Genomic DNA, 11,525 nt, shown 5'->3' with positions numbered 1-11,525 from the left:
CGAAGAACGTTCGACCTTCCAGATCGCGGTCGAGCGCATGAGCGGTCGCGGCCCCGCCGCGCACCAGGTGTGGCTGCCCCCGCTCGAGGTGCCCGCCACGCTCGACCAGCTCATGCCCGATCTCGTCGCGGACCCGCAGCTCGGGCTCGTCTCGCCGGGCTGGCGCGCGGCCGGGTCGCTCGTCGTGCCGCTCGGGATCGTCGACGTCCCCCTCGAACAGCGCCGCGAAAACCTCGTGGTCGCTCTCGGCGGGGCCGCCGGCCACGTGGCGATCGTCGGCGGCCCCCTGAGCGGAAAGTCCACCGTCGCGCGCACCCTTCTCACCGCCGTCGCCCTCACACGCACGCCCCTCGAGGTGCAGTTCTACGTGCTCGACTTCGGCGGCGGCACGTTCACAGGCCTGCAGAGGCATCCGCACGTGGCGGGGCTCGCGACCCGCACCGAAGAGGAGGCGGTGCGACGGACGGTCGCCGAGATCGAGCAGATCATCGATGCTCGGGAGCAGTTCTTCCGCCAGCACGCGATCGACTCCATCGACACCTACCGACAGCGCCGTGGTGCGGGGCTCGTCGACGACGGATACGGCGACGTCTTCCTCATCGTCGACGGATGGGCGACGCTGCGTACCGAATACGAGCCGCTCGAACCCCGGATCCAGGCGATCGCCGCCCGCGGTCTAAGCTTCGGAGTGCACGTCGTCGTCACCGCCAACCGATGGCTCGAGATCCGCGCGAGCCTGAAGGACCTCATCCAGACCCGCATAGAGCTGAGGCTCGGCGACCCGACCGACTCCGAGATCGACCGCAAGCAGGCCCTCAACGTGACCGCCGGACGCCCGGGACACGGGCTCGCGCAGAACCGGCTCCACATGCTCACGGCGCTCCCCCGCGTCGACGGCGACGGTGACCCCGCCGGGCTCGCGGGCGGGGTCAGCGACCTCGTCGCCCAGACCGCCGCCGCCTGGCGCGGCCCCGCCGGGCCGAAGCTGCGCCTGCTGCCCGAGCGCATCACGCTCGACGCGGTGCGCGCGGAATCCGACCCCTCCTCGCGCCGGTTCCTGCTCGGCATTGACGAAGCACAGCTCGCCCCGTTCGGCATCGATCCCGCCGTGGAGCCGCACCTCTTCCTCTACGGCGATGCCGGGTCGGGCAAGTCGTCGTTCCTGCGGGGCATCGTGCAGGAGATCACGCGCCACTACAGCGCCAGCGAGGCGAAGATCTTCGTCGTCGACTACCGCCGATCGCTTCTCGGCGAGATCCCGTCTGACTACCTCGGCGCCTACCTGACCTCGCACGAGATGGCGACGGGCGGCCTCAGCGAGCTCGCCGCGTTCTTCGCCGGCCGCATCCCGGGCCCCGACGTGTCGCCCGAACAGTTGCGGCAGCGGTCGTGGTGGACGGGCGCCGAAGGCTTCATCCTCGTCGACGACTACGACCTCGTCGCCACGAGTCAGGGCAACCCGCTCGCTGTGCTGCAGCCGCTGCTCGCGCAGGCGGGCGACCTCGGTCTGCACGTCATCCTCACGCGCCGCGCGGGCGGGGCGAGTCGGGCCGCCTACGACCCGATCATCCAGCGGTTCACCGACCTCGGCACGACAGGCATCCTGCTCAGCGGCAACCCCGAGGAGGGCGCACTGATCGGGCGGGTGAAGCCCGCGGCATCCATCCCGGGACGCGCACAGATCGTGAGCCGCGAGCGCGGACACCTCACCGCGCAGCTCGCGTACGCGCCCCCGACGGTGTCGTAGCGGCGCTCCCCTCAGGCGAACAGTTCGCGACCGTCGGGGTCTCCCACCCGCCACGGCCGCAGCGACTCGGGCGCCGGCCACGGCAGGACGATGACCTCGTGCGGCGCATCGATCGCACCGAAGTCGTCGGTCTTCACGACGACCCGGCCGGCGTCAGGGGTGATCTCCACCAGGCGCACGCGCAGATCGACGCCGCCGCGCATGAGCACCCACGGCTCGGCCAGCCACGCCAGCCCTCCGGCCTCGAGAGCGTCTTCGGCGTCGAGCCAGTCCTGTGCGCCGGATACCGCGCGCCCCAGCAGGTCGACGGCGACCCAGGCATCACCGAGGGGACGGATCCACCCGAGCAGCTCGCCGTCGTCGCGGCGGTAGGGAGTGCTGTCTGCAGGGACCATCCCGTCATGCTCCGCCGGCGGCCGCCCGGTGTCCAGCGCGTCAGTCGATCTCGGCGAACGCGCGCACCGGGAAGGTGCCGAACCCCTCGACCGCCGGCGGCGCGGCGGTGAAGCGCGCACCGGACGCCGGGACATCCCCGAGTCTCGTCAGATGCTCGACGACGTGCACGCCCGCGGCGAGCAGCGCCGAGTGCGTCGGACGTTCCCCGCCCGACTCGGTGTCGTCGATGTTGAGCGAGTCGATGCCGACGAGCGTCACGCCCTCGGCGATGAGCCACTCGGCGGCCTCGCCGGTCAAGAACGGCGCGCCCGCGCCGTAGGCGGGAGTGCCGAAGTGGCGGTCCCAGCCGGTGTGCAGCAGCACGGCCGCACCGCGCAGGTCGCGACCGGCGAGCGCGTCGACACCGATGCCGCGCGCCCCGGGCGTCCAGGCGTCGGTGAGCGAGAAGACCTCGGCCCGCAGGCCCACGAGCGTCGCGAGGTCGAGACCGGCGAGATCGGGGCCCTGGGCGTAGCGGTGGTAGGGCGAGTCGAGGTAGGTGCCGGTGTTGCCGATCATCGTGATGATGTCCATCGCGAACTCGGTGCCCGGCGCGTAGCGCGCCCGCGAGTCCTCGCGGGTGAGGTGCGAGGTGATCGTCGGGGCCGGCAGGCCCGGGTAGGTGACGAGTCCGGCGCGGATCGGATGCGACAGGTCGACGATGCGTCGGGATGCGGCGGTCATGTGCTCATCCTGACGGATGCCGCACCCCACCCGGCGTGCAGCGACGGCCAGGTGTGCGCGGCTTTCGGCCATGCCCGCGCGCCGCGCAGGAGTGCCCGCCCCCGGCAGGCCGGAACGCCTGATGGGACGGATGCGTCGGGCGCACCGGGCCCGCCCGCGGCCGTCAGCGCATGATGAGGTAGCCGCGGTCGGCGGCGAAGCCGCCGATGCGGTGGCCGGCCGCCAGGTGCCCGACGAGCGCATCGCGCACCCGCAGCCGCCAGGCCGCGGCATCCGGGTCGCCGGCCGCGCGCAGCGCCTCGATGTCGGAGGGCACCGGCACCGTCGCGATCACCTCGTCGTCGGCGGGAGCCGGGGCGGGGGGACCGGCGACATCCCACTCGACGAACACCCGATCGGTCGCGTCGCCCCGGTTGATGCCGTCGTTCATCGGCCCGTAGAAGTCGACGAGGTACTCGGTGGCGCGGGCGCCGAGGCGCGTGAGGTTGAAGTGCGCGTTGCGGGCGACGAGAGGGTCGTACGTCCAGGTGATGCGCGCGATGCCGCGTTCTGCCGCCCAGGCGCGCTGGTGCTCTTTGAGCTGGCGGCCGAGGCCGCGCCCGCGCAGGCCCGGCGCGACGCCGGTGACGTGCGAGTGCAGCGCGCTGAGGGCGGGCGCCGAGAAGAACGCGATGGACGCCGCGACCATCTCGTCGCCCTCGTGCGCGGCGAACACGTAGTTGCCGCCGTGCGCGAGCGCGGTCATGAGGTTGGTCGGCACGGCGTCCTGATCTCCGCCCCAGACGCGGCGCAGCAGCGCGGCCGCCGCGAACACCTCGTCGGTGGTCTCGATCGGTCGCACCTCGAGGGGCGGCATCCGCTCGCTCACGCGGCCTCGCTCTGCTCGACCATCGTGACGAACTCGGCGAACAGGCCCGGCCAGGCCATCACGCCGTAGGGCGTGCGCGCGACGACGACCCGGCTGTGACCGAGCAGCTCGTGCAGCAGGTTCGCTGTCTTGAGCGGATGCGTGCGGTCGCCGCTCCACGCGAGGATGAGCGTCGGCACCTCGACCTTCGCGATCGCCTTCTTCTTCGGGAAGTCGGTCGCCGCCGCCCCGCGCATGACGGTGGGGAGGAGGTCCTCGGGGATCGTGATGCTCGTCGCGGGCGCGTCGGCGAGCGCGGGCGGCACCGGTGCCGTCGACCCGTGCTGCACGAACGCGGCGATGCCGCCGTGCTCGACCATCTCGGCGTTCGCCAGATACGTCTCGCGCTGCGCGATACGGCTCTTCCACGCGGTCGGCGGGGTGACGAGGGTGAGCGAACGGAACCGCTCAGGTGCGGCGACGGCCGCGTGCAGCAGGGTGCCGGTTCCCATCGACGGACCGATGCCGTGCACGGTCTCACCCGGTGCGACGTGGTCGAGCAGCGCCAGCAGGTCGTCGGCGAGACGGTTCCAGCCGTAGTCCGCTTCGACCGGCGTGCCCGTCGACAGCCCGTGTCCGCGGGCGTCGAAACGCAGGATCCGATGTCCGCGCAGCGCGCGGGCGAGGTTGAGTCCGAGCTGGCCGTCGCGTTCGCGACTGGACGTCAAACCGTGCAGCTGCACCACGAGGGGACCCGTGGTTCCGGTGACGTCGTAGTCGAGAATCGCTCCGCGCACCTGGAAAGCCGGCACGACGCCTCCTGCGTTCTTTTCGCGAAACGTGTGACCCCTACACTACGACGCCATGCGCCTCACCACCGTCGCCCAGATGGCCCTCCCGCAGGGCACCCTGCACAGCTACGCCGTGCGGGCGACGATCGATCCGTCGCGCGAGGTGCCGGTGTCGTTCGACCAGGGCCGGCACGTGGGCCACGGCGACCGCCCGGGATCGTGGATGGCCGTCGCGTTCCGCCTTCCCGTCGCCGCCGATCGCGACGCCCTCGCCGACGCCTGGCAGCGCACCATCGCGCGTCACGGCACGCTGCGCACGGTGTTCTCGCTCGATGCCGGACGGGTACGGCTGCACGAGGCATCCGTCGACGGCGGCACCTGGCGCACCCACGACGTGCCCGGCACGACCCGTGACGCGCTGCGCGGTCTGCTCGACGCGGAGTGCCGCCCGTTCGCGGCGCCGTCGTACCTGCTCGCGGTCGTCGAGCCCGAGCCGGACGCGGCCGACGCGCGCCCGGTCGTCGTGCTCGCGAGCGACCACTCCCACGTCGACATGTGGTCGCTGCTGATCCTCGCGCACGACGTGCGCGCGGCGCTCGAGGGCGAGACGACGGATGCCGCTCCCGCCGCCCCGTTCGCCGACCACACCCGCGCGCTCGCGGCGATGCCCGACACCCCGCCCGAGATCACCGAGCGATGGAACGAGATCCTGCGCGCGGGCGGCGGGCGGATGCCGGTGTTCCCGCTCCCGCTCGGCGACGTGAGCGCTCCGGTCGAGGCCATCGTCGAGGTGCGCGACGTGATCGACGGGATGCAGCTGCGCTCCCTCGAGGAACGGGCGCGGGCGCGCGGCATCCGGGTCATCGCCCTCGCCGTGTCGGAGCTCGCACGCCTGTTCCGCGACCTGGCGGATGCGCCGCTGCGCGCGGTCTTCCCGGTGCACTCCCGCGGCGAGGCCCGGTGGCGCGACTCGGTCGGCTGGTACATCACCAACGCGGTGCTCGAGGTGACCGACCCGGAGCCGTCCGCCGCGGCGGCCGCGATCGACGAGGCCGTACGGCTCGGCGCCTACCCGCTCGCCCCGATCTTCGACCGGTTCGGCCACGTGCCGCCCGCGCCCGGGATGTTCGCGATCTCCTGGCTCGACATGCGCCGGATGCCGGCGCGCATCGATCCGGCCCTCGAGCCGCAATACGTGTCGGCGGTGCTGCCGACCGACAACGTGATGATCTGGTTCATCGCGAACGAGACCGGGCTGCACCTGCGCTGCCGCTACCCCGACACTCCTACGGCCCGCGAGAGCGTAGGCGGGTGGCTCGACGCCCTCACTGTGCGGCTCGCGGCGGCCGCGGCATCCGAACCGGTCGCGGGCTGAGGCCGGCACGGCGGTCGGCGCCGGGGCGCTCGCTCCCGCGTCGGCCGACGGCCGGTCGGCGCACCATCACCACCCCCGGAGCGGTCGCGCGCCTCAGCCGCGGGCCGCGCGCAGCCCGGAGATGAGCCCCTCGAACGGCAGATCGGCGGCGCCGACCAGCAGGCGGTCGTCGCCGAGCGCCGCGACGCGCACCTCGACATCGGCGATGCCCGCCATCGTCTGGGCGCGCACGTCGGCGGTGAGTCCGGCGAGGTCGACGTCGGCGAGGGCCGCGAGGAACCCGCCGAGGATCACCACCGCCGGGTTCATGACGTTCGCGGCGTTCGCGAGCGCCGTCGCGAGGATGCGGCGCTGGCGCGCGATCTCGAGGCGCCCCGAGGGTCCGGCGGCGGCCATCGCCTCGCCGAGGTCGGCGCCGTCGCCGGGCGAGACGCCGAGCGCCGCGAACAGGCGCGCCTGGGCGACTTCGTCCTCGAGCACCCCGTCGTCGGCACGGCGGTCGGCGGCGGCGATGATGCCCGGCCGGTTGTGGCCGAACTCCCCCGCGAAGCCGGCGGCGCCGCGCACGAGCACACCGCCGACGATGAGCCCGCCGCCGATGCCGCTCGCGCCGCCGTTGAGGTAGACGATGTCGAACGCGTCGCGGCCGGCGCCGTAGCGGTGCTCGGCGAGGGCGCCGAGGGTGGCGTCGTTGGCGACGAAGGTCGGTACGGATGCCGCGTCCCCGACGCGCTGCGCGAGGGCGTCGTCGCGCCAGCCGAGGTGGGGCGCGTCGACGACGACCCCGTCACTGGAACGCACGAGACCGGGCACGGCGAGTCCGACGCCGATGACCCGGTGTGCCGCGGCATCCAGTGTCTCGGGGATCCAGCGGGCGACGAGGCCGGCGACCTCCGCAGCGGTCGGGGGTCGGCGGAACGGCACGCGCTCGCGCACGGCGAGGGTCTGGTCGAGGCGCACGGCGGCGAGGGTGACGGCATCGACTTCCGGGTTGACCGCGATCGCGACGGGCGCGGACGCGACGGTCACGACCGGCGAGGGGCGGCCGACTCCGCCGCCGGCACCGGGCAGCGACTCGGTGACGAGGCCGTCCGCGTCGAGCTCTGCGACGAGGGCGGCGATCGTGGAGCGATTCAGGCCGGTGGCCTGCACGAGCTCCGACCGGGTCTGCGCGCCGTCGCGACGCAGCAGGTCGAGCACGTGCGCGAGATTCTCCTCGCGCACGGCGGGAACGGATGCGGCCATGTCCCGAGTGTAGTATGTTGTCGCTCACAACAATTTGATGCGAAGGAGCACCATGACCACGCCCACCGCCGCCGACAAGTTCTCGTTCGGTCTCTGGACCATCGGCTACAACGGCGCCGACCCGTTCGGCGGCCCGACCCGTCCGGCCCTCGACGTGGTGCATGCGGTGGAGAAGCTCGCCGAGCTCGGCGCCTACGGGCTCACCTTCCACGACGACGACCTGTTCGCGTTCGGCTCGACAGACGCCGAGCGCCAGCACCAGATCGACCGCCTGAAGGGCGCTCTCGCGGCGACCGGCCTCATCGTGCCGATGGTCACCACCAACCTCTTCTCCGCGCCCGTCTTCAAGGACGGCGGCTTCACCTCGAACGACCGCCAGGTGCGCCGCTTCGCGCTGCGCAAGGTGCTGCGCAACCTCGACCTCGCCGCCGAGCTCGGCGCGAAGACCTTCGTGATGTGGGGCGGCCGCGAGGGCGCCGAGTACGACGCTGCGAAGGACATCCGCTCGGCCCTCGAGCGCTACCGCGAGGCGGTCAACCTGCTCGGCGACTACGTCACCGACAAGGGCTACGACATCCGCTTCGCGATCGAGCCGAAGCCGAACGAGCCCCGCGGCGACATCCTGCTGCCGACCGTCGGTCACGCACTCGCGTTCATCGAGTCGCTCGAGCGCCCCGAGCTCGTCGGCCTCAACCCCGAGGTCGGACACGAGCAGATGGCGGGGCTGAACTTCGCCGCCGGCATCGCCCAGGCGCTGTACCACGGCAAGCTCTACCACATCGATCTCAACGGCCAGCGGGGCATCAAGTACGACCAGGACCTCGTCTTCGGCCACGGCGACCTGCACAATGCGTTCGCGCTGGTCGATCTGCTCGAGAACGGCGGCCCCGACGGCGGCCAGGCGTACACCGGCCCCCGCCACTTCGACTACAAGCCCAGCCGCACCGAGGACGAGAACGGCGTGTGGGACTCCGCCGCCGCCAACATGCGCACCTACCTGCTGCTCAAGGAGCGCGCCGCGGCCTTCCGCGCCGACCCCGAAGTGCAGGAGGCCCTGCAGGCTGCCCGCGTGCTCGAGCTGCAGACGCCCACCCTCGGCGCGGGCGAGAGCTACGACGACCTGCTCGCCGACCGCAGCGCCTACGAGGACTTCGACGCGAGCGCCTACTTCGGCGCCCGCGGGTTCGGCTTCGTGCGTCTGCAGCAGCTCGCGACCGAGCACCTGCTCGGCGCGCGCTGACCGGCGGCGGGGAGAACGGCGATGGCGCTCGTCGCGGGCGTGGACTCGTCCACGCAGTCGTGCAAGGTGCTGATCGTGGATGCCGCGACCGGCCGGGTCGTGCGCGAGGGTCGGGCGTCGCACCCCGACGGCTCCGAGGTCGACCCGGAACGGTGGTGGGAGGCGCTGCAGGAGGCGATCGCCGCCGCCGGCGGTCTCGATGACGTCGAGGCGTGGGCGATCGGCGGCCAGCAGCACGGCATGGTGGCGCTCGACGCGACCGGTGAGGTCGTGCGGCCCGCGCTGCTGTGGAACGACACCCGTTCGGCGGGCGCCGCCCGCGATCTCATCGCCGAGTTCGGTGCCGACGACCTCGCCGAGCGCTCGGGCGTGGTGCCCGTGGCATCCTTCACGATCACCAAGCTCCGCTGGCTGCGCGATCACGAGCCCGAGGCCGCCGCCCGGGTCGCCGCGGTCGCGCTGCCGCACGACTGGCTCACGTGGCGACTGCGCGGCTTCGGGCCGGTGGCAGGCGCCGAGCCGCGCTTCGACGAGCTCGTGACCGACCGCTCCGACGCGTCGGGCACGGGCTACTGGAGCCCCGCGACCGGGGACTACGACCGCGACCTGCTCGTCGCCGCGCTCGGCCATGACGCGCGTCTTCCCCGCGTGCTCGCTCACGACGAGCAGGTGACGGATGCCGCGGGCCGCCGCGTCGGTGCCGGCGCCGGCGACAACGCGGGCGCCGCGCTCGGCGTGGGCGCCGTGCCCGGAGATGTGATCGTGTCGATCGGCACGAGCGGCACCGTGTTCGGCGTGAGCGCCGAGCGCACGATCGACCCGACCGGCACGGTGGCGGGGTTCGCCGCCGCAGACGGCAACTTCCTGCCGATCGTGGTGACCCTGAACGCCGCGCGGGTGCTCGATGCGATCGCACGACTGCTCGGCGTCGACCTCGACGAGCTCAGCCGGCTCGCCCTCGCCGCCCCGGCGGGTGCCGCGGGACTGCGACTCATCCCCTATTTCGAGGGTGAGCGCACGCCCAACCTGCCCGACGCGACGGCGAGCCTCGAGGGCATGACGCTCGCCTCGACGACGCGCGAGAACCTCGCGCGCGCGGCGGTCGAGGGCATGCTGTCGGGACTCGGCGCCGGCATCGACGCGCTGCGCGGCCTCGGGGTGCCGGTGAACCGGGTGCTGCTCATCGGCGGCGCCGCGCGCTCGACGGCCGTGCAGCAGATCGCGCCGCTGGTGTTCGGCGTGCCCGTCGAGGTGCCGGAGCCCGGCGAGTACGTCGCGCTCGGCGCCGCCCGCCAGGTCAGCTGACGACGGGGCGGCTGAGCGGTCAGGGCCAGCGGCTCAGCGGTCAGGCGCTCAGCGGCTCAGATCGGCGGATGCCGCGGCCGCCGCGTCGATCAGCAGCGGCACGACGGTCTCGGCGAGGCGCTCAGCGGTACCGGGCCCGCCCGAGGTCGCCACGTTGACCGCGGCGACGGCCCGGCCGGCACGGTCGCGCACCGCGACGGCGGCGGAGACGAGCAGCGGCTCGAGCTCGCCGTCGACGATCGCGTACCCCTGCTCGCGCACCGCGGCGAGCTGACGCGCCGCCTCCGCCGGAGTGTGGCGGTCGCCGGAGGCGGCGATCCGCGCGAGCGCGTCGGCCTCGTCGAGGTCGGCCAGCAGCACCCGGCCCATGCTCGTCGCGAACGCGGGGAACCGGGTGCCGATCGTGATGCGCACGCTCATGATGCGGCGGGTCGGCACGCGGGCGATGTAGACGATGTCGCCGCCGTCGAGCACGGATGCCGACACCGACTCGTCCACCTCGCGCGAGAGGCGTTCGAGGTGGGGCTGCACAAGCTCCGGCAGCGTGAGCGACGACAGGTAGCTGAACCCGAGGTCGAGCACCCGGGGCGTCAGCGCGAAGGTGGCGGCCGCGGCATCCGTCCGCACATAGCCGAGGGTCTCGAGCGTGCGTAGGAACCGTCGCGCGGCCGCGCGGGGGATCTCGGTGCGCCGGGCGACCTCACTGAGGGTGAGCTGCGCGTGATCGGCGTCGAAGGCGCGGATGACGGCGAGCCCCCGGGCGAGCGACTGCACGAAGTCCTCGGACGCGCGGGCGCCGTCGGCGTCGGGCGGCGTCGCGTCGGTCATCGCTCTATCTTTCCAGCACCACCGCGAGGCCCTGACCGACCCCGATGCACAGCGCCGCCACGGCGACGCCGCCACCGCGACGGGCGAGCTCGTGCGCGGCGTGACCGAGCACCCGACCCCCGGAGGCCCCGAGCGGGTGACCGATCGCGATGGCGCCGCCGTGCACGTTGACCTTCGCGGGATCGAGGTCGGGCCAGCCGGCGATGCACGCGAGCGACTGCGACGCGAACGCCTCGTTCAGCTCGACCACGTCGACGTCGGCCCAGGTGCGACCGGCTGCGGCGAGCGCCTTGTTCGCCGCCTCGATCGGCGCGATGGGGAACACGTCGGGGTCGACCCCGTGGGTCGCCCGGCCCGCGATGCGCGCGAGCGGCTCCCCCTCGATCTCCCCTTCGGCGGCGAGCAGCACGGCGGAGGCGCCGTCGTTGATCGAGGAGGAATTGCCCGCGGTGACGCTGCCGTCGGCGGCGAAGAGGGCCTTCAGCCCCGCGAGCTTCTCGACCGAGGTGTCGTCGCGGATGCCCTCGTCGCGCGCCAGGTCGACACCGGGCACGGCGACGATCTCGGGGGCGTACACACCGTCCGCCCAGGCCTGTGCGGCGAGCCGGTGCGAGCGCACCGCGAAGGCGTCCTGCGCGTCGCGGTCGATGCCCCACTCGCGGGCGATCTTCTCGGCCGACTCGCCGTTGCTGATCGTCCACGGCGTCGGCAGCGCGCGGTTGACCATGCGCCAGCCGATCGACGTGTTCCACATCGTCTGGTTGCCCGTCGCCAGCCATGGCTTCGGCGACTTCTCGACGACGAACGGGGCGCGGCTCATCGACTCCACGCCGCCGGTGAGCACGATGCGGGCGTCGCCCGACTCGATCGCGCGGGCCCCCTGGATCGCCGCCTCGAGCGACGAGGCGCACAGCCTGTTGACCGTGACCCCCGTGACGCTCGTGGGGAAACCTGCCAGGAGAGCCCCGAATCGGGCGACGTTGCGGTTGTCCTCGCCGGCCTGGTTCGCGTCGCCGAAGATGACGTCG

10 protein-coding genes and 1 pseudogene are annotated in these 11,525 nt (G+C 73.1%); 4 read left to right on the top strand and 7 right to left on the bottom strand.

The window, feature by feature from the left end; all coding sequences use genetic code 11:
* Positions 1-1,747, top strand: a 1,747-nt coding sequence (gene eccCb, locus ASG00_RS16360; RefSeq protein ID WP_235559056.1) for a type VII secretion protein EccCb, incomplete at its 5' end; no start/stop codon positions are given.
* An 11-nt stretch (positions 1,748-1,758) separates the two neighbouring features.
* Here the strand turns inward: eccCb and ASG00_RS01745 are convergent.
* The 4 genes from ASG00_RS01745 to ASG00_RS01730 all read right to left on the bottom strand — a co-directional run bounded on the left by ASG00_RS01745 (position 1,759) and on the right by ASG00_RS01730 (position 4,525).
* Entirely contained in the window at positions 1,759-2,142 is a 384-nt protein-coding gene (locus ASG00_RS01745) for a hypothetical protein (RefSeq protein ID WP_056206394.1), read from the bottom strand.
* 40 nt (positions 2,143-2,182) lie between these two features.
* Positions 2,183-2,866: a cyclase family protein gene (locus ASG00_RS01740; RefSeq protein WP_045245936.1), complete on the bottom strand. Its 684-nt coding sequence runs from the start codon at positions 2,864-2,866 to the stop codon at positions 2,183-2,185.
* A gap of 163 nt (positions 2,867-3,029) precedes the next feature.
* Positions 3,030-3,734 (bottom strand): GNAT family N-acetyltransferase, encoded by a 705-nt coding sequence (locus ASG00_RS01735; protein ID WP_235557386.1) that lies wholly within the window; start codon positions 3,732-3,734, stop codon positions 3,030-3,032.
* Positions 3,731-4,525: an alpha/beta fold hydrolase gene (locus ASG00_RS01730; protein ID WP_045245939.1), complete on the bottom strand. Its 795-nt coding sequence runs from the start codon at positions 4,523-4,525 to the stop codon at positions 3,731-3,733. The genes ASG00_RS01735 and ASG00_RS01730 overlap by 4 nt, the downstream gene beginning before the upstream one ends.
* Before the next feature lie 52 nt (positions 4,526-4,577).
* Between ASG00_RS01730 and ASG00_RS01725 the strand changes: the two genes are divergently transcribed.
* Complete coding sequence (locus ASG00_RS01725; RefSeq protein WP_056206391.1) at positions 4,578-5,879, top strand: hypothetical protein; 1,302 nt, start codon at positions 4,578-4,580, stop codon at positions 5,877-5,879.
* 93 nt (positions 5,880-5,972) lie between these two features.
* On the opposite strand, the gene ASG00_RS01720 is transcribed toward ASG00_RS01725, so the two are convergent.
* On the bottom strand, positions 5,973-7,124 hold the full coding sequence (locus ASG00_RS01720; RefSeq protein ID WP_045246353.1) for an ROK family transcriptional regulator: 1,152 nt from the start codon (positions 7,122-7,124) through the stop codon (positions 5,973-5,975).
* Between the two features lie 52 nt (positions 7,125-7,176).
* Here ASG00_RS01720 and xylA point away from each other — a divergent pair, with 52 nt between their 5' ends.
* Together xylA and xylB are read left to right on the top strand one after the other, a co-directional pair.
* Entirely contained in the window at positions 7,177-8,364 is a 1,188-nt protein-coding gene (gene xylA, locus ASG00_RS01715; RefSeq protein ID WP_045246355.1) for a xylose isomerase, read from the top strand.
* A 21-nt stretch (positions 8,365-8,385) separates the two neighbouring features.
* Positions 8,386-9,669: a xylulokinase gene (gene xylB / locus ASG00_RS01710; RefSeq protein WP_056206389.1), complete on the top strand. Its 1,284-nt coding sequence runs from the start codon at positions 8,386-8,388 to the stop codon at positions 9,667-9,669.
* Positions 9,670-9,717: 48 nt separating this feature from the next.
* Here xylB and ASG00_RS01705 read toward each other — a convergent pair whose 3' ends face one another.
* Together ASG00_RS01705 and ASG00_RS01700 are read right to left on the bottom strand one after the other, a co-directional pair.
* Positions 9,718-10,497, bottom strand: a complete 780-nt coding sequence (locus ASG00_RS01705) for an IclR family transcriptional regulator domain-containing protein (RefSeq protein WP_056206388.1) — start codon at positions 10,495-10,497, stop codon at positions 9,718-9,720.
* 4 nt (positions 10,498-10,501) lie between these two features.
* Positions 10,502-11,525 (bottom strand): annotated as a pseudogene (locus tag ASG00_RS01700) (thiolase family protein); the annotation flags it as partial.

Source organism: Microbacterium sp. Leaf351 (assembly GCF_001423825.1).
Lineage (GTDB): Bacteria > Actinomycetota > Actinomycetes > Actinomycetales > Microbacteriaceae > Microbacterium > Microbacterium ginsengisoli.
Note: the sequence above shows the minus strand (reverse complement) of the source record. Positions and strands in the feature narration are given on the sequence as shown.

Coding starts and splice junctions, on each gene's coding strand:
- xylB (WP_056206389.1), top strand. CDS start 8,386: ATGGCGCTCGTCGCGGGCGTGGACTCGTCCACGCAGTCGTGCAAGGTG.
- ASG00_RS01745 (WP_056206394.1), bottom strand. CDS start 2,142: ATGGTCCCTGCAGACAGCACTCCCTACCGCCGCGACGACGGCGAGCTG.
- ASG00_RS01705 (WP_056206388.1), bottom strand. CDS start 10,497: ATGACCGACGCGACGCCGCCCGACGCCGACGGCGCCCGCGCGTCCGAG.
- ASG00_RS01740 (WP_045245936.1), bottom strand. CDS start 2,866: ATGACCGCCGCATCCCGACGCATCGTCGACCTGTCGCATCCGATCCGC.
- ASG00_RS01725 (WP_056206391.1), top strand. CDS start 4,578: ATGCGCCTCACCACCGTCGCCCAGATGGCCCTCCCGCAGGGCACCCTG.
- ASG00_RS01720 (WP_045246353.1), bottom strand. CDS start 7,124: ATGGCCGCATCCGTTCCCGCCGTGCGCGAGGAGAATCTCGCGCACGTG.
- xylA (WP_045246355.1), top strand. CDS start 7,177: ATGACCACGCCCACCGCCGCCGACAAGTTCTCGTTCGGTCTCTGGACC.